At 45.5% G+C, this 17,039-nt stretch carries 16 protein-coding genes; 6 read left to right on the top strand and 10 right to left on the bottom strand.

Annotated elements, in window-relative coordinates:
- Nucleotides 1–197: 197 nt before the first annotated feature.
- The 3 genes from ACRRSW_RS08265 to ACRRSW_RS08255 form a co-directional block, all read right to left on the bottom strand.
- Nucleotides 198–2,282, bottom strand: a complete 2,085-nt coding sequence (locus ACRRSW_RS08265; RefSeq protein ID WP_432459079.1) for a TRAP transporter permease — start codon at nucleotides 2,280–2,282, stop codon at nucleotides 198–200.
- A gap of 232 nt (nucleotides 2,283–2,514) precedes the next feature.
- Nucleotides 2,515–3,519, bottom strand: coding sequence for a TAXI family TRAP transporter solute-binding subunit (locus ACRRSW_RS08260; protein WP_432459078.1), 1,005 nt, complete (start codon nucleotides 3,517–3,519; stop codon nucleotides 2,515–2,517).
- A gap of 286 nt (nucleotides 3,520–3,805) precedes the next feature.
- Nucleotides 3,806–4,525, bottom strand: coding sequence for a substrate-binding periplasmic protein (locus ACRRSW_RS08255; protein ID WP_432459077.1), 720 nt, complete (start codon nucleotides 4,523–4,525; stop codon nucleotides 3,806–3,808).
- A gap of 190 nt (nucleotides 4,526–4,715) precedes the next feature.
- On the opposite strand from ACRRSW_RS08255, the gene ACRRSW_RS08250 reads away from it, so the two are divergent.
- Complete coding sequence (locus tag ACRRSW_RS08250; RefSeq protein WP_432459076.1) at nucleotides 4,716–5,366, top strand: L,D-transpeptidase family protein; 651 nt, start codon at nucleotides 4,716–4,718, stop codon at nucleotides 5,364–5,366.
- A gap of 199 nt (nucleotides 5,367–5,565) precedes the next feature.
- Here ACRRSW_RS08250 and ubiT read toward each other — a convergent pair whose 3' ends face one another.
- A complete protein-coding gene (gene ubiT / locus ACRRSW_RS08245; protein WP_432453684.1) occupies nucleotides 5,566–6,054 on the bottom strand; it encodes a ubiquinone anaerobic biosynthesis accessory factor UbiT in 489 nt (162 codons plus the stop codon).
- A gap of 142 nt (nucleotides 6,055–6,196) precedes the next feature.
- Between ubiT and ubiU the strand changes: the two genes are divergently transcribed.
- Both ubiU and ACRRSW_RS08235 read left to right on the top strand, forming a co-directional pair.
- Complete coding sequence (ubiU, locus tag ACRRSW_RS08240) at nucleotides 6,197–7,195, top strand: ubiquinone anaerobic biosynthesis protein UbiU (protein ID WP_432459075.1); 999 nt, start codon at nucleotides 6,197–6,199, stop codon at nucleotides 7,193–7,195.
- Between the two features lie 14 nt (nucleotides 7,196–7,209).
- Nucleotides 7,210–8,085, top strand: a complete 876-nt coding sequence (locus ACRRSW_RS08235) for a U32 family peptidase (RefSeq protein WP_432453686.1) — start codon at nucleotides 7,210–7,212, stop codon at nucleotides 8,083–8,085.
- A 21-nt stretch (nucleotides 8,086–8,106) separates the two neighbouring features.
- On the opposite strand, the gene nlpI is transcribed toward ACRRSW_RS08235, so the two are convergent.
- The 6 genes from nlpI to hemA form a co-directional block, all read right to left on the bottom strand.
- Nucleotides 8,107–8,979: a lipoprotein NlpI gene (nlpI, locus tag ACRRSW_RS08230; protein ID WP_432459074.1), complete on the bottom strand. Its 873-nt coding sequence runs from the start codon at nucleotides 8,977–8,979 to the stop codon at nucleotides 8,107–8,109.
- Nucleotides 8,980–9,103: 124 nt separating this feature from the next.
- Nucleotides 9,104–9,961, bottom strand: coding sequence for a 3-deoxy-8-phosphooctulonate synthase (gene kdsA / locus ACRRSW_RS08225; protein WP_432459072.1), 858 nt, complete (start codon nucleotides 9,959–9,961; stop codon nucleotides 9,104–9,106).
- 10 nt (nucleotides 9,962–9,971) lie between these two features.
- On the bottom strand, nucleotides 9,972–10,736 hold the full coding sequence (locus ACRRSW_RS08220; RefSeq protein ID WP_432459071.1) for a SirB1 family protein: 765 nt from the start codon (nucleotides 10,734–10,736) through the stop codon (nucleotides 9,972–9,974).
- A 62-nt stretch (nucleotides 10,737–10,798) separates the two neighbouring features.
- On the bottom strand, nucleotides 10,799–11,650 hold the full coding sequence (gene prmC, locus ACRRSW_RS08215) for a peptide chain release factor N(5)-glutamine methyltransferase (RefSeq protein ID WP_432459070.1): 852 nt from the start codon (nucleotides 11,648–11,650) through the stop codon (nucleotides 10,799–10,801).
- Nucleotides 11,640–12,731, bottom strand: coding sequence for a peptide chain release factor 1 (gene prfA, locus ACRRSW_RS08210; RefSeq protein ID WP_432453691.1), 1,092 nt, complete (start codon nucleotides 12,729–12,731; stop codon nucleotides 11,640–11,642). The genes prmC and prfA overlap by 11 nt, the downstream gene beginning before the upstream one ends.
- Before the next feature lie 67 nt (nucleotides 12,732–12,798).
- Nucleotides 12,799–14,049 carry a glutamyl-tRNA reductase gene (gene hemA, locus ACRRSW_RS08205; RefSeq protein WP_432453692.1) on the bottom strand — a complete coding sequence of 417 codons (1,251 nt, stop codon included), beginning with the start codon at nucleotides 14,047–14,049 and terminating at the stop codon, nucleotides 12,799–12,801.
- 162 nt (nucleotides 14,050–14,211) lie between these two features.
- Between hemA and lolB the strand changes: the two genes are divergently transcribed.
- From lolB to ACRRSW_RS08190, 3 genes are all read left to right on the top strand, one after another.
- Nucleotides 14,212–14,832, top strand: a complete 621-nt coding sequence (gene lolB, locus ACRRSW_RS08200; protein WP_432453693.1) for a lipoprotein insertase outer membrane protein LolB — start codon at nucleotides 14,212–14,214, stop codon at nucleotides 14,830–14,832.
- Nucleotides 14,825–15,703 (top strand): 4-(cytidine 5'-diphospho)-2-C-methyl-D-erythritol kinase, encoded by an 879-nt coding sequence (gene ispE, locus ACRRSW_RS08195; RefSeq protein WP_432459068.1) that lies wholly within the window; start codon nucleotides 14,825–14,827, stop codon nucleotides 15,701–15,703. The genes lolB and ispE overlap by 8 nt, the downstream gene beginning before the upstream one ends.
- Before the next feature lie 67 nt (nucleotides 15,704–15,770).
- Nucleotides 15,771–16,712: a ribose-phosphate pyrophosphokinase gene (locus ACRRSW_RS08190; protein ID WP_432453695.1), complete on the top strand. Its 942-nt coding sequence runs from the start codon at nucleotides 15,771–15,773 to the stop codon at nucleotides 16,710–16,712.
- The last annotated feature ends 327 nt before the right edge of the window (nucleotides 16,713–17,039 follow it).

Raw genomic sequence — 17,039 nt, 5'->3', positions numbered from 1 at the left:
GTGTGAATATTACGTTTATGATTTTAAAATGTAAAGGCTATTTCAGTTCAACCGCTCGCAATTCAGCCAATTGAGTCAAACTTTTTATGGATTGACGAATTCTTGTTCTACCCGGCATTCCCTAAGATGTTTGAACTAAGTTGTTTGAAATATCCGCCAGGCACTTAAGCACTATCACTGAGCTTACTGGCGGTTTTTCACGACTCCACCGAAGACAGTTTCAGTTTGGCGCTTTTGCCAAGGTAAAGCACGAATATAATTAGGCAGAACAAACTAAACAACTGCCAAACAAAACCCAAAGGATACAATAAAGCCGTGGCCAACGCGGCCATCAGCACTCGCTCCCAAATCTGTAGCTGTCGTTTATGCCAGCCCTGCATCACTAAAGTAAAGGCGTATAAGCCGGGCAAAGCAAAAGCAAACACGAGTATCGGCTCCCACCCCGCCCCCTGCACTAAAGGCGTATAGGCAAATAACAAGGGAATGATGTATAGACCCTTGGCGATTTTCCAGGAAGTAAAACCGGTCGCCATTGGTGGAGACTTGGCGATAGCGGCGGCAGTGAAGGTACATAAACAAACTGGCGGGGTTACGTTACTGTCTTGCGACAACCAGAAAATGATTAAATGAGCAGACAGCAACAACATCGCTATTTTGCCATCATCAAGCAACATTGGTTGCAGCAAGGCCATCATCTCATCAGGGATTTGACTGACTAAAGTTTGCGCCTCCACTAAGCTCAAACTGCCTTGCTCCGCACCCACCCCCAGCAGCATTAATACCGCATGCAGCTCGCTACTGATCTCTGTGGTGCTCAACACTCTCACCAACTCGGCGTTCGCCATTAATTGTAACAAGGCGGGTGCCGACAAGGTCGCCAGTACAATATATGAGGCAGTGACCGGTAAACCCATCCCCAAAACCAAAGAAGCGATAGCCACCAACAATAAGGCCAATAATAAGCTTCCGCCCGACCACTCGGTAATCATTAACGAGAAGGTATTACCAATCCCGGCGGTGGCGATCACATTCACAATCAGGCCTACAGAACAGAGCAATACCGCTGTCACCACCATATTTCGCGCCCCTAGAGCAAATGCATCGGCGATCGCTCGAAAACCCATCTTATTCGGGGTAAACCAGGAACTGATAATCACCGTGATAATCGCAATCACCGCCGCATAAGTCGGGGTATATCCCATCACCAGTAAACCAATCAATAAACTCACGGGCACAATAAAGGATAAACCTTCTCGCAACACCATCGGCAGTAAGGGCGCGCCTTTTTCCATGGTACGCGTTAAACCCATTTTGTAAGATTCCGTTCGCACGTAAAATACCAGTGAGGCAAAATACAATATCGCAGGAAAAATACTCACGATGACGATGGTGCTGTAGGGGATCTGAGTATAACTAGCCATCACAAAGGCACCAGCCCCCATAATCGGGGGAACAATTTGCCCTCCAGTTGACGCCGAAGCCTCAACGGCGGCAGCAAAACGTGCACTAAATCCAGCATTTTTCATCAGAGGAATCGTCACCACCCCAGTTGAGGCCGTATTGGCCACCGCGCTACCAGAAATAGTCCCGGTTAAACCTGAGGCGATAATCGCCACAATCCCAGGTCCGCCAACCAGTTTACTGGCGATGCTTTTTGACAAGTGGATCACAAAATCCCCTGCGCCCGAGCGTAATAAAAAGGCACCAAACAGGATAAACATAAACACAAAGCTCGCCGAAATTCGGGCAATGTTGCCAAAGATGGCATCGTCACCATAAATACTTCGAAACAACAGCGTCTCTAGACTTAAACCTTTGAATTGAAAAACGCCCGGCACATAATTGCCCCACCAGGCCAAATAGGAAATAGAGCTCACAATGAGCAATGGGATCACCCAACCTGTCGCCCGACGCGTCATATCAATCGCGCCGAGGATCACCACTATGCCGCAGATCCAATCGAGAGTGACTAAACGAACACCCCGTTGGTAAATCAAGTCTTCGGCAAACAGCAAATAAATCGCTGACAGCGTGATAGAAAATACCCATATACGATCCAACCAACTGGCCAAGTGATGCTTTGTCAGCGGCTTCAGCAAGCCACATAACAAGACAAAACCTGCAAAGTGGATAATATTTTGTTGCAAAACTGCAATATCTGCGAAAATATTGAAATAGACATGCACTAGACTAATCACGATCCCCAGCACATACACCAATGACAAGGAACGGGTTTCGTTGACTTCTTGACGGATACTATCGGGGACTGCATTCCATTGCATAGCAGAAGCTCCTTGAGTAACAATAATGCGCGGTGCATAAATAAAAGTGCATGCGAAGTGCACGTATGATGAGAATTGCTTCCATTAACAAGAGATGACCACGGGATCAATGCTCACGAGAGGCCTTCGCACTGAATATTTGAAGCCCTTTCTATCGGTGATTCGGCTTGGTCTTATGATATGAAGAGGCTTAACAAGCAAATTCACTGACTTGTTAAGCCAAAACAAGCGCTTATTTCGCCACCAAGTTATCGGGAATTTGAATCCCCTGTTCGCGATAGTAACGTGCCGCACCGGGATGAAGTGGAGCAGGCAAACCTGCCAGCGCTTTTTCTAACGACATGGCGAGGGTTGCTTTATGGATCGCCTGTAAAAAAGCCAAGTTTTCGTAAATCGTTTTGGTCAACAAATAAACAAATTCTTCATCCACGTCAGCATGTACCGCTAAAAAATTCGGTTGCGCAATGGTATTCCAGTCCTTTGCCTGATTCGGGTAGGTGCCAGCGGGTATCACATACCGAGTCCATAAACCTAGGCCCCCATTTGCCTGCTGCATTTGCTCATCGCTAATATCCAGCGGTACAAGATCTTTCGCCGCTGCGGCAAATAACTTAGTGATAGCCCCGGTAGGAGCCCCTGCCGGCGTGTTAATGCCGACTACTTGGCCATTTTGTAGCGCTTCCGCAGAGGGGCCATAACCTGCAGAAAAAAGTTTCATTTGGCTATCAATATCAACCCCAAGATGCCCCAGTAGAAAACGGTTCGAGCCAATAGTTCCGGAGTTTTTCTTACCCAAGGCGAGTGTCTTTCCAGTTAATGCTAGTAGGTCGCTAATATCCCCTGTTTTCGCGTATTGCTTTTGAATAACAAATTGCTCAACATTCTGCCATAACATAGTAATAGAGCGCAGATGAGTTTGCTTTCCTTGTTGTTCAAGAGGACCACTCCCATTAACCGCATAGGAACCATAGAGCCCCTGTAAGATGGCAAACTGAGCTTCTTTATCACGCAATAACTTAATGTTCTCCGCTGAACCAGCAGAATTAATCGCAGAAACACTCACTTTATGGGTCGGTTGAATCTTCACCTTAGTGAGGGTTGCCAATGCGACCCCCACCGGATAATAGGTTCCTCCGGTACTCGCAGTTGCCAACAAGTAGTTTTTAGCGGTGTCCGCTTGCGCTGTTACACCGAGCATTGTTGTCAGTAGTAATAAACTTTTTAGCCAATAAGCCATGATTTACTCTCCTTAGTAAAGGTTCTACGACCACGCGAACCCTTGATCCTGAATATCTAAACGATGAAAACTCAGCCCTAGCCTACAACTTGCTGATTTAAGCGTGCGTCATCAACGACTCAAAGCTCTCGACGCCTTAATCACGCCAACTATCAGCAGCTCTCGATGAATTTCTATGGCACCCGCCATCTTCAAGCGAGCGAATAATCATGCTAATGAACAAGTTACAAATTAACAAGTTATTAACACAAGCCTACGACTAAAGTCGAAACCAACCACAAGGCAACTACTTAAAATACTTTTGGTAGAGCTTTTGATAACTCGCAGAGCTGACGACTAACTGCAAGGCCCGTTGAAAGCGTCGTAATTCGGGCTCACTCACCGATGGATGAAAAGCATAACAGTATTCATTATCGAACAAATTATAGACTTGTTTGAAGCTTAGTTCATGTGGGTCGATGTGCTCCGAGACCAGGGCCAACAAATCAACTCGGCGTAGCGCTAATAATTTAAATGCTTGCTCAATCGTCTTAATCGCCACGATATTATGCTGTAGGCCAGCATCATTTAAATAAGCATGGATCGACTGACCGCTGAGTAATGCAACTTTATAATTCGCTAAATCCGCCAACGCCGTGATCTCAATTTTGCTGTCATTCAGTGCATATAAATTGGCCTGACCGATGTTAATTGGACAAGCCCATTTAAATTTTGACTCTCGCTGGGCAGTTTTAATAGTTGAAAATAACACCGTATAAGGCAGCTGCTGCAGTTTTGCGTATGCCCGTTTCCAAGGTAAAAACTGGATCTCTGGGAGCGGGCTACCCAATTGCTGAAATACCAAACTTAACAGTTCCACAGCAAAACCTTGCGGCTGTTGCTGTTCAACATAGTTGTAAGGGAAAAAGTCTTCACTCATGTAACTCAGCTCTTCCAATGTATGAGCTTGTAGCTGAATACTCGTGAATAGAGAACAAGCAATGAGTAACTTAATCCTGTATTTCATCCCAATCCCCAAATTTCTCATTTTCACGACTTGCCTAGTCAGCAAATTCAACCCGCAGCCAACATGGCAACGCTAGTCAGAAGACAAAACAACAAGTACACTGCAGCCTCAGCAATCTACCGAGCATTCACCTTTGAGTTTCATTCGACTATGCTTTTATGCCCTCCTTGGTGGCTATTGTTTTTCTATAATGGCTGCTACATGGCCAAACTCGACTCAGCACTTAGCAGGAAAACGCTCCATTAGTCAGGCTATAAAGGCCTACCATAACGATAGTCTAAAGCGTTTATTACCGCTATTTATCGCCGCTAAAGTCGATTACCCGCCGCAAAAAATCACCTTATTGGCGAGCAAACGTTCACGACGCTTAGAGCTATGGGCCGACAGTGGGGAGGGTTATCACTTTATTCATACTTATTGGATCCGACATGCGAGTGGCACGGCAGGGCCAAAGCTTCGAGAAGGGGACTTGCAAGTCCCCGAGGGGATCTATCAAATTGAGGCTCTAAACCCGAATAGTCAATTTCATCTTTCGATGAAACTAAACTACCCTAATAGTTTCGATCTTGCCAAAGCAAAGTTGGAACAACGCAAGCAACCCGGTTCAAACATTTTTATTCATGGCAAAGCGTCATCAATCGGCTGTTTAGCCATCGGCGATCAAAATATCGAAGATTTATTTATCTTGGTGGAACGTATTGGCCCCGGCAATAGTTCAGTGGTTATCGCCCCGCACGATCCAAGGCTATTGCCGCTGTTTCCAGTACCTGATCACTTACCCCCATGGACCACAGAACTTTATCAACAAATCCAACAACAATTTGAGAGATTTAAGCGATAGAAACCTGGCAGCGAATGATTTTTTATGTTCAGTTTTATTGAGATAAATGAATTTGAATCACCGCCAGCAGAAGCATACCAAGAGCAAACAGACCCGAATTGCCGTGTTTCCTAAGGAGAAATAAGCACAAGGATTCTGCTAGCTACTTTATAGTGACCATTTAAAAAGCACCAAATGGCTGGTTAAATCGCAAACCCTGTTACGCGCTATGATATTGCAGCACCATACCGGCACTTTTTTTCAAGCCTTCGCTAAGCCATGCGGGCAGGCTGTCAAAGTCTAAGTTGTCCAGTAAATTTTTAAGTTCTAAACCGAGCTCGGTATCACCTTCTATTTTTAAGCGGCGTTGAAAAAATAATGTATCTGGATCTTCTTGGCGTCCCATGAGCAATACAAATTCATTAAGCTGACCAGAAAAACTGACATCAATTTGAGGTGCATTCGCTTGAACCCGCAATTTTCCCTGTTGAAAAGTGACAAACCAGCTAGCATTTAGATCGGTCACTTCAAGCTTCAACCAACGTTGTAGCAAAAAATCAAGATCGCCTTCTTCAATTGCTTCCGCAAAAGCAAGGGCTAGCGCTTTCTCTAAAACCAAGCCTTGCACAGCAAAAGGACAGAACTTCACAGGAATGCTCAATATTTTGGGCATGTCTTTCACTAAAGATTGTTTCAAGCTATCCAGCACTTCATTTCCTCATATATAAACAATAGATCGAGCAGATAAGTGATTCAGTTTACTCAACTTTGCCAACATCAAACCTGCTCTGAGTCAATATCCTGAATAACTAAGACCAGTAAAATAACAAAAAATCTCTTGAGAGGGACCTATGGAATTACTTTGCCCTGCAGGCTCTTTACCTGCAGTTAAAGCGGCGGTGGATCACGGCGCCGACGCTATCTATATTGGCTTTAAAGACGCCACTAATGCTCGCCATTTTGCTGGTTTAAACTTTGAAGGAAAGAAGCTTGATAAAGCGGTCGACTACTTAAAGCAACATCGGCGTAAATTACATATTGCGATTAATACTTTTGCACATCCACAACAGCAACATCTTTGGTTCTCAGCCATTGACCGCGCCGTTGATATCGGCGCTGACGCCGTCATTCTAGCCGACATTTGTTTGCTCGAATATGCGAAGCAACAGCACCCAGACTTAGAAGTTCACCTCTCGGTGCAGGCCTCGGCAACCAATGCTTCGGCCATCGCTTTTTATCAACGTAACTTTGCGGTAAAACGTGTTGTGCTACCACGAGTATTATCCATCCATCAGGTCAAACAACTCTCGAGAGCTTGCCCAGATATGGAGCTGGAAGTATTTGCTTTTGGTAGCCTTTGTGTCATGGCAGAAGGTCGCTGTTATTTGTCCTCCTATTTAACCGGAGAATCGCCCAATACCGTTGGAGCCTGTTCACCCGCTTCTTATGTCCGTTGGCAAGAAACCGAACAGGGCTTAGAGTCTAGGCTAAACAACATTCTGATTGACCGCTATGCTCCGAATGAAACCGCCGGCTACCCCACCTTATGTAAGGGGCGTTTTGATGTAGACGGACAGCGTTATCATGCCTTAGAGGAACCCACCAGCCTCAATACCATTGAACTGATTCCGGAGTTATTCGCCGCCAATATAGCCGCTGTAAAAATAGAAGGGCGCCAACGTAGTCCCGCCTATGTCGCTCAAGTGACCCAAGTGTGGCGAGAAGCAATCGATAGCTTTAAAGCAAACCCAGAGAGTTTTTCCGCGAAAAGCCACTGGATGAGTCAATTAGCTAATTTATCTGAAGGCAGCCAAACCACGTTGGGTGCTTACCAAAAAGCTTGGCAATAAAGGATAGGTACCATATGAAATATGCACTAGGACCAATTCTATATTATTGGCCCAACCAACAAATTGAAGAGTTCTATCATCTAGCCAAGGCCAGCAGCGCCGACATTGTCTATCTCGGCGAAACCGTATGTAGCAAACGACGCAATATGAAGGTACAAGACTGGCTAGACTTAGCGAAACAACTCAGCTTCGCTGGCAAACAAGTTGTAATATCGACCATGGCTTTGTTAGAAGCACCTTCAGAGATTAAACAACTTCAAAAATTAGTCAGTAATGGCGATTTTTTAATCGAAGCAAATGACTTTAGTGCCATCGAAGAAGCACATAGAGCCAGTTTGCCTTTCGTCTGCGGTCCTGCGGTTAATATTTACAATGGCTATGCGCTGAAAGTATTGCTTGACCAAGGAATGCAACGCTGGGTAATGCCCGTTGAACTTTCTCGAGATTGGCTACAAAAACTTAGTAATGAATGTATTGAAATGGGGATCCGTGAACGCTTTGAGATAGAGGTCTTCGCTTACGGGCATTTACCACTGGCTTATTCAGCCCGTTGTTTTACCGCTCAGGCTGAGGGAAAAAGCAAAGACAACTGCGAAACCTGCTGCATTAATTACCCAAATGGACGCCGCGTCGATAGCCAAGAAGGCCAGCCACTATTTGTATTAAATGGTATTCAAACCATGTCGGGAGATTGTTACGACTTAATTAATGACCAACAAAGTATGCAGGGTTTGGTCGATATTGTGAGAATTAGTCCACTAGGTGAAGATAGTATCGAACACCTAGAAGCCTTTCGCCGCCGCAGCCAAACTACCGAACGATTTCCTACGCCGGATAGTGTCAATGGCTACTGGCATCAAATTGCTGGGATCCGCCACCAGCAAGACTAAAACAAGCTCAATGAGAGCCGGTTAGGGTTGGCTCTCATAGCGGTGCAACTCAAATAAAGCTAAACGATGTTCGACAAAATCATAAACGTTATTCGCTAAAGAGAGTTTGAAATAACTGCTGGCCAAGGTGTGATTCCCCGCCCGTTGTGCGAGCTTCGCCATATAGAAGTATGCTTCACAAAGCCGCTCCGCCAAAGCGCGATTATCCGTTTCGCCAGCCATCGTACTGGCCAAAAACTGCTGTTGATCGATTTGGCCAGCGTAGAGGCGAACAATCTGCCAACCCCAGTCATGTTCGCTAGAGTATTCAGCTAAAGCCGCTTGTAGCGTTGTTAATGCGTCTGTTTCACCCGCTTCTAATTGAATCAGATAACGCCATAATACGCGGTAAGGATCATTGGGAGCCTGAGCAGCATAGCGTTTAACATCAACCACTGCCAACTTTGGCTTATTTGCGTAATTCAGTGCTAAACCGCGATAAAAGTAAGCGAATGCATAATCTGGCTCAAGCTCCAAGGCCGAATCAAAGCTTTCAAAAGCACTGTCAAATTCTTCGGCTAAGGTAAAGTAAACCCCCAGAAAGTTATACGCTTCGACAAAGTCGGGCTTTAACTGAATGGCTCGATTAAAGTCGAAGCGGGCTAAGGCTCGTAGCCCAACACGATCAAATACAATGCCTCGTTCGTAATATAACTGCGCCATCTGTTGTTGATCATATTCACCAGAACTAAGCATTTGTCCCAAACGAGCCAGCGCAACTTCTGATTGATAATTCACCTGTAATGGCGTTGCAAGAACAACTGTATTCGGCGTCTGGCTTGAAGTGCTAGCACAAGCGCTTAGGTAACCCAAAGTCACGACCAAACAAGCGGTGCGCAAGGCTTTTTTTAACATATCACTTCCATTTTATCTGTTTAGCAAAGTCGCTAGACCTAGCGAATACGCCTAGCTTATTCAGTTTACCCTAACAAGAGAAAAAGCTCAGGGAAACTTAAAGTTACCATTAACGACAAATTTCTTATTTTGAGAGGGTATCTAAATTGTCGAAAGACTTCACCAAATCATCCAGCGCTTTAATTTGCTTAAGGAAAGGTTCTAGTTTCGATAAAGGCAAGGCACTTGGCCCATCACACAAAGCATGATCAGGATCAGGATGAGCCTCTAGAAACAGCCCCGCTAAACCCGTCGCCATGCCTGCCTTAGCCAAGTCTCCAACCTGTTCTCGACGCCCGCCCGAAGCCGAACCTAAAGGATCACGACACTGTAAGGCATGAGTCACATCCAAAATAACGGGTGCGCCTCGACTCACTTGCTTCATGATGCCAAACCCCAGCGTATCGACGACTAAATTGTCATAACCAAAGTTACTGCCCCGCTCACACAATATCACCTGATTATTGCCACATTCGGCAAATTTATCGACAATATTTCCCATCTGTGATGGGCTCAAAAATTGCGGTTTTTTAACGTTAATCACCGCCCCCGTGCGAGCCATCGCTTCCACTAAATCTGTTTGACGGGCCAAGAATGCCGGTAATTGAATCACGTCAGCGACCGCCGCCACAGGAGCCGCTTGCGCCACTTCGTGAACATCGGTGATCACTGGAATAGCAAACTGCTGTTTGATCTCTTCGAGTAAACGTAAACCTTGCTCCATTCCAGGGCCACGATAAGAATGAATAGAAGAGCGGTTCGCTTTATCAAATGAAGCTTTAAATACATAAGGAATACCAAGCTTGTCGGTTACTTCCACAAAATGCTCGGCGATGCGCATCGCCAATTCACGAGATTCTAGTACATTCATCCCAGCGAATAAGGTAAAGGGTGCATCGTTGGCGACTTTAATTTCGCCAATATTAATCGTTTGTTGCTGCATGCTATTCCTCTTAATGCAAAATTGCAGGCTGAGCGTCCATCGTGTTGATCTGCATCTTCAGTATCTTCGATAAGGGATCATCGGGACATTGCTCAATAAAATATTCAAAATCGTTAATTGCAACACTATTGCAATCCAATTGTTGGTAAATAAAACCGCGATCACGCATTTCGTGAGGATCACCAGGTTTTAAACGCAGCAAAACCTGAGAGGTCCGTAAGGCCATCTCAAATAGTTCTTCCCGTAAACAAGCCGCCTTCAGCTCAGCTAACCAGCGTAGCGTCATCTCTGCCGAAGAGAGTGGTTGCAGGTTTTCCTTGATTAAACTGGCCAAATTGCCCTTGTAACCACGGTGCATCACCGCTAACTGCGCCAAGCTTTTGGATTCTCCAGCAAAGGCATCAAAATATACCCCCTGCCCTTCAATGTTAAAGGCTAATATCGTTTGCGCAGGAAATACAATAGCCTGACATTCTAGCTCTAATTTACGAGCAAAATAATGAAATAACACGGACAAAGTCGTGCCATTTCCACTGCGCCGCTCTAGCACATCATGAATCAACAAATTGTTACTATGATAGTAACTTTGCCAATCACCACTAAAGCCTAAGTCTTGGTAGAACAGTTGCTTTAGTTGTTCAAAACGCGGAGCGGTGCCCTGCGCAACAGGGTTGACCTTAAGCCAATCTAACCACAGTCGATGCAAACTCTTGCGGACCTCCCCAAAAGATTGCCCAGCGATTTCTTCTTCAATACCTAAAATGCGAAAAATCACTCAATCCCTATCCTTTAGCTAATTGTTCAGTCACCCAACTGACGATGTTATGACCCGTCCAACTAAACGAGATAACAACCGCCACTGACTCTATCCATGCCACCATAGTCTTGCGCGGTAAATACTTGTACAAAACCTTCAGCAGTTAATCGTTGCTGAATGGCTTCTTTTTGATCGAAACCATGCTCTAACAGCAGCCACCCACCCGGCTTTAAATAAGCCTGAGCAGAACTAATGATATGCTGAATATCAGCCAAACCTCGAAGCTCAGCAGTAAGCGCAGAGCTTGGTTCAAAACGCACATCGCCTTGCTGTAAATGTGGATCTTGCGGATCAATATAGGGTGGATTACTCACAATTAAATTAAAGCGTTGCCCCTCAAACGGACCAAACCAAGAACCCTGCCTTATATCAACCCGTTCTAAATCTAAACCTTGAGCATTCTCACGCGCTAGTTCAACCGCATCTAAACGCACATCACAAGCATATACTTTGGCCAAGGGCAACTCACTGGCAATTGCTAAAGCGATCGCCCCCGTGCCTGTACCAAGGTCAACTATTTCTGTATCGGCTTGGTTAGTGACTTTCTTTAGGCTTAGTTCAACTAAAACTTCAGTGTCGGGACGTGGAATGAGCGTCGCCGCTGATACTTTTAAAGGTAAGGACCAAAATTCACGTAAACCAGTAATATAAGCCACTGGTTGTCCCCCTTGGCGCTTAAATACCCAATGTTGATAATCATCCCATTGAGCTTGCGTTAAGTGACGCTCAGGCCAAGTCATCAGGTATGCTGGTTCACATTGCAATACATATTGTAATAATACTCGAGCATCAATCTGCGGAGACTCACCACTAAATAGAGTCTGCTTCGCCCAATTTAAAGCCTCCGCGATGCTTGGTGGCTTAGGCGTCATTATCTGCCAAGGCCGCGAGTTGGTCTGCCTGAAATTCTTGTAAAATAGGGTCGAGTAAGGCTAATAAATCCCCTTCCATAATATCGTTTAAGCGATATAAAGTAAGGTTAATACGATGGTCACTCACGCGACCTTGTGGATAGTTATAGGTGCGGATCCGCTCGCTCCGATCGCCACTGGCAACCAACTCACGACGCATACTGGTTTCTTCTGCACGACGTTTATCATCTTCTGCAGCCTGTAAACGAGCCGACAATACTGACATCGCTTTGGCCCGGTTCTTATGCTGAGAACGCTCTTCCTGACATTCCACCACCACTCCACTGGGGATATGGGTAATACGAATCGCAGAGTCAGTCTTGTTCACGTGCTGCCCCCCCGCGCCAGAAGCTCGGAAGGTATCGATCCGTAAATCACCGGGATTAATTTCGATTTGTTCGGCTTCAGGGATCTCCGGCATCACTGCGACGGTACAAGCAGAGGTGTGGATCCGGCCTTGTGACTCAGTTTCAGGCACCCGTTGCACCCGGTGTCCGCCAGACTCGAATTTCATTAAACCATATACATCTTCACCGTCGATCTTTGCAATCAGCTCTTTATAACCGCCTTGCTCACTGTCGTTGCTTGATACAATCGACATCCGCCAGCCCTGATTTTCAGAAAACTTACTGTACATACGGAACAAATTGCCAGCAAAAATAGCCGCTTCATCACCACCCGCGCCAGCTCGGATCTCTAAAAATACGCTTCGTGAATCATTGGGATCCCGCGGCAACAATAATAACTGTAATTCGTCGGTTAAACGCGCCATCTCTTGCTTGGCATCGGCGATTTCTAACTCAGCCATTTCTCGCATTTCAGGATCGTCATCGTTCAACATTTCGTTGGCAGAATCAAAATTCTCTTGTGCCTGTTGGTAAGTGGTAAAACAGTTCACCACCTCTTCTAGCTGAGAGTATTCTTTGTTAAGGGCTCTAAAACGGTTCTGATCAGAAATAACTTCTAGCTCACCGAGCAATACTTGAACTTCTTGATACCGCTCTTGTAGGGTCTCAAGCTTAGATATAATGGACGCTTTCATGCTTTCTCTCTATAAATACAATACTTCGCCAACCATGATTAGCAACGAAGCATCGACAATAATCAGGTTATTTAGTTAGGCCTACGGCCTCTCGTATCACAGCCAATTCATCAAAGCGGCCATCACGTCCCGCCTTATTAATCGCCTCTGTTGGGGCGTGAATAAGCTTGTTAGTTAATTGGAAAGCTGTTTCACGGATCACTATTGCCGGATCTTTGCCATTGGCTAAAGACTCCAGTGCTTTTTCTACCGCAGCGTCGCGGACCCGCTCACTATGACTTCGATAATCACGAATGGTGGTTACCGATTCCAATGACCGTAACCAGCCCATAAATGTTTCGCTATGAGTCTCAACAATAAATTCAGCCTGTTCTGCTGCCTGAGCGCGTGATGCCATATTCTGCTCAACGATGCCTTCCAAATCATCAACACTATACAAATAGGCATCGCGTAACTCACCGACTTGCTCTTCAATATCTCGCGGGATCGCAATATCGACTAAAAACATCGGTTGATAACGACGTTTCTTCAAAGCACTCTCCACCATGCCTTTACCAATAATCGGTAAAGGACTCGCTGTAGAACTAATCACAATGTCAAAGTCAGCCAAGTGCAAAGGGATGTCATTTAAGGTTATCGCATCGGCTGAAAATCGCTCAGCTAACAATTTAGCGCGTGACACCGTTCGGTTTGCCACCATCAAATGCGTCACCCCTTTATCCACCAAGTGCTTTGCCACCAGTTCGATGGTTTCGCCCGCACCAACCAACAACACTTTAGATTCACTTAAATCATCAAAGATTTGCTTGGCTAAACTGACTGCAGCAAAGGCCACCGAGACTGCGTTCACGCCAATATCGGTATTGGTTCTAACCTCTTTCGCCACCGAAAATGCACGCTGAAAGCAGCGCTCTAATACACTGCCGACGGCACCGGCTTCACGTGATTCATTGTAGGCTTGTTTAATTTGCCCAAGAATTTGCGGTTCACCTAAAATCAGCGAATCTAAACCACTGGCAACTCGCATTAAATGAGCGACTGCCTGCTGATGCTGATGCTGATAGAAGCAAGAGATAATTTCTTGTTCGGGCAACTGTTTATAAGAAATTAACCAATTAATGACATCGGTACTATCAACTTCTCCTAAATGACAATAGAGTTCAGTACGATTGCAGGTTGATACGATCACCATTTCAACACCAAGCTCTGCAACTGCTTTACTCAAGGCTTGGTTGACTTGCTCTGGGCTAAACGCGACAAGTTCACGCAAACCAATGGGAGCAGATTTATGATTGATTCCTAAGACTAACAAGGTCATCGCTGTGGGGCTTTGTTGCGCCGTATCCTATGGGTAAAAAGAGAAATTGTACGGGAATAAGGGGCTAAATAAAAGAAACTCCATCGCAAAGCGCCGCCAGTTAGACTATTTTTATCGAGCTTTTACAACACATCTTTGCTTTTAGGTAATTTACAGTCACCTATGCAAACTTTTATACTGCAAAAAAAGACCGGAGCTATTGTGCGCCAATTTGCCTTATTTATCGTACTCGCGGTGTCACTCAGCGCCTGTACCATTCAGCCCCCAATTACAACTAAAAATAGTGAATGGGACCAACATCTCAGCCAACTCCAGCAACTTACAGCTTGGCAGCTCAGTGGCAAGATCGCCTTTATTGGCGAAACTTCGCGCCAAGCAGCAAATTTGTCTTGGCAACAGGATGGCGAGCAAAGCATTCTCAAACTCAATGGCCCTTTGGGAACCCAAGCCATCGAGTTACATTATCAGCCACACAAGGTGTGGGTAAAAACCAAAAACCAAGAGTATTTCGGTGACAATGCGCAGCAACTAATCATGCAACTAACCGGTTGGCAAGTCCCCATCGCCCAATTACCGAATTGGTTACTCGGGATCCCGACTCAAAATGATTATCAATTAAATCCGCAGCATCGTTTAGCCGCGTTCACCACTGCCGATAACTGGCAGGTGAATTACCTCAATTATGCTCAGTACGGACAGCTTGCTTTACCGCGCCAACTGGAAATTCGCTCAAAAAGCACTCTATTGAAACTCAATATTCATCAATGGCAAATTCATGACTAAACAAATAAACAGCGGCCCATGGCTCTCTCCCGCTAAACTCAATTTATTTTTATATGTAAATGGGCGTCTTCCTAACGGTTACCATGAACTGCAAACCCTGTTTCAATTCATTGACTATTGCGACCAACTGTATTTTGTCGCGAATCCACACGGCAGCATCTCGCTAACCAGCAAACTAGACTTCCCTGCCGATGACAATCTCGTCGTCAAAGCAGCCCGGCTACTTCAGCAACATTGTCAGATCACCCAAGGGGTCGACATCACTTTAGACAAGCATTTACCGATGGGTGGTGGCATTGGCGGTGGTTCCTCCAATGCTGCGACCACACTATTGGTATTAAATGAACTGTGGGGGTGTCAACTTGCTATTGAAGACTTAGCTCAACTCGGTTTGCAACTGGGCGCCGATGTGCCTATTTTTATTCATGGGCATAGTGCCTTCGCAGAAGGGGTTGGCGAAAAACTGCAAAACGTCGAAATTTCAGAGCCTTGGTATCTAGTGCTGCACCCTCAGGTGCATGTGGCGACAGAAAGTGTATTTGGCCATCCAGACTTACCCAGAAATACGCCCAAAAGAAGTTGGCAACAATTATCCAACGCAGATTGGCAAAATGATTGCCAAGAAATTGTGGCTAAAGTTTATCCGGAGGTTGCACAAGCTCTTCGCTGGTTGGTAGAATACGCGCCGTCGAAGATGACCGGAACGGGTAGTTGCGTTTTTGCCGCCTTCGACACGGAACATGAAGCCTTGTCAGTTTTGGCGAAATGTCCTAAGAATATTTCTGGCTTTGTGTGTAAGGCCTGTAATCAATCGCCGCTTCATCAGCAATTGAATCACAAAACAACACTCAACAACACAGTAGATACTTAAGGAACCGTCTTCTTAGGTATTAAACAACGTAACGCTCTTTTGACCCGATAAATCTGAGGTTTCCATCGTGCCAGACATGAAACTCTTCGCCGGTAACGCCACGCCCGAACTTGCCCAACGTATTGCTGATCGCCTATATACCACTCTTGGTGATATATCAGTAGGTCGATTCAGTGATGGCGAGATTAGTGTACAAATCAATGAAAATGTTCGTGGTGGAGACATCTTTGTTATCCAATCCACTTGTGCTCCAACCAACGACAACGTAATGGAGCTGATCGTGATGGTTGACGCTCTACGTCGCGCCTCTGCGGGTCGTATTACTGCGGTAATCCCCTACTTTGGTTACGCTCGTCAAGACCGTCGCCCACGCAGCGCACGGGTGCCAATTACAGCCAAAGTTGTGGCTGATTTTCTATCAAGTGTCGGCGTTGACCGAGTTCTAACCGTTGATCTTCACGCAGAACAAATTCAAGGCTTCTTCGACGTACCTGTCGACAATGCCTTTGGTAGCCCTGTGCTATTGCAAGACATGTTAGATAGAAACCTCGAGTCACCGGTTGTGGTATCACCCGATATCGGTGGCGTCGTCCGCGCCCGCGCCGTCGCGAAAATGCTTAATGACAGTGATTTAGCAATCATCGACAAACGTCGTCCGCGTGCAAATGTTGCTCAAGTCATGAACATTATTGGTGATGTCGATGGCCGTGATTGCATCATGGTTGATGATATGATCGATACTGGCGGTACGCTTTGCCAAGCAGCTGCAGCACTCAAAGCCAAAGGTGCTAAGCGGGTATTTGCCTATGCGACTCACCCAGTATTCTCGGGTAATGCCGCGAAAAACATTACCGATTCTGCACTCGATGAAGTCATTATTACTGACTCTATCCCATTAACAGATGAAATGCGTAATTTGGAAAAAGTACGTCAATTATCTTTAGCGCCAATGCTCGCAGAAGCGATTCGACGCGTCAGCAATGAAGAATCCATTTCTGCAATGTTCTGATCACAAGCGTATTAAAATATGATCTTGTAGTTGGCTCCATTAAATTAAATGTTTGACTTAATGGCCCCAATACGCAAAAAGCGAACCGCATGGTTCGTTTTTTTATTTGCGAGGTTTGTCTATATCGCTTTGGGAGAGAGACTTGTTATACCGATTGTGCTAAATATCTGATCTAATAGTTTATCGCTCATTCAAGTACTTATCCGCATACATACACATGATGAACTGAAACGACTCTTTAAAAAAACCTCAGATCCTAGATTAAAAATTTGCTTAATGGCTATCTACCACTTTAAGCGTGGCTACAACCGCACACAGATAGCGGAA

It is taken from the genome of Agarivorans sp. QJM3NY_25 (assembly GCF_050870875.2).
Lineage (GTDB): Bacteria > Pseudomonadota > Gammaproteobacteria > Enterobacterales > Celerinatantimonadaceae > Agarivorans.
This window is presented reverse-complemented; position numbering and strand designations above follow the sequence as displayed.

Excerpts from the sequence above, each read along its gene's own strand:
- ACRRSW_RS08265 (WP_432459079.1), bottom strand. The coding sequence starts at position 2,282 with ATGCAATGGAATGCAGTCCCCGATAGTATCCGTCAAGAAGTCAACGAA.
- ACRRSW_RS08260 (WP_432459078.1), bottom strand. The coding sequence starts at position 3,519 with ATGGCTTATTGGCTAAAAAGTTTATTACTACTGACAACAATGCTCGGT.
- ACRRSW_RS08255 (WP_432459077.1), bottom strand. The coding sequence starts at position 4,525 with ATGAAATACAGGATTAAGTTACTCATTGCTTGTTCTCTATTCACGAGT.
- ACRRSW_RS08250 (WP_432459076.1), top strand. The coding sequence starts at position 4,716 with ATGGCTGCTACATGGCCAAACTCGACTCAGCACTTAGCAGGAAAACGC.
- ubiU (WP_432459075.1), top strand. The coding sequence starts at position 6,197 with ATGGAATTACTTTGCCCTGCAGGCTCTTTACCTGCAGTTAAAGCGGCG.
- ACRRSW_RS08235 (WP_432453686.1), top strand. The coding sequence starts at position 7,210 with ATGAAATATGCACTAGGACCAATTCTATATTATTGGCCCAACCAACAA.
- nlpI (WP_432459074.1), bottom strand. The coding sequence starts at position 8,979 with ATGTTAAAAAAAGCCTTGCGCACCGCTTGTTTGGTCGTGACTTTGGGT.
- kdsA (WP_432459072.1), bottom strand. The coding sequence starts at position 9,961 with ATGCAGCAACAAACGATTAATATTGGCGAAATTAAAGTCGCCAACGAT.
- prmC (WP_432459070.1), bottom strand. The coding sequence starts at position 11,650 with ATGACGCCTAAGCCACCAAGCATCGCGGAGGCTTTAAATTGGGCGAAG.
- prfA (WP_432453691.1), bottom strand. The coding sequence starts at position 12,731 with ATGAAAGCGTCCATTATATCTAAGCTTGAGACCCTACAAGAGCGGTAT.
- hemA (WP_432453692.1), bottom strand. The coding sequence starts at position 14,049 with ATGACCTTGTTAGTCTTAGGAATCAATCATAAATCTGCTCCCATTGGT.
- lolB (WP_432453693.1), top strand. The coding sequence starts at position 14,212 with ATGCAAACTTTTATACTGCAAAAAAAGACCGGAGCTATTGTGCGCCAA.
- ispE (WP_432459068.1), top strand. The coding sequence starts at position 14,825 with ATGACTAAACAAATAAACAGCGGCCCATGGCTCTCTCCCGCTAAACTC.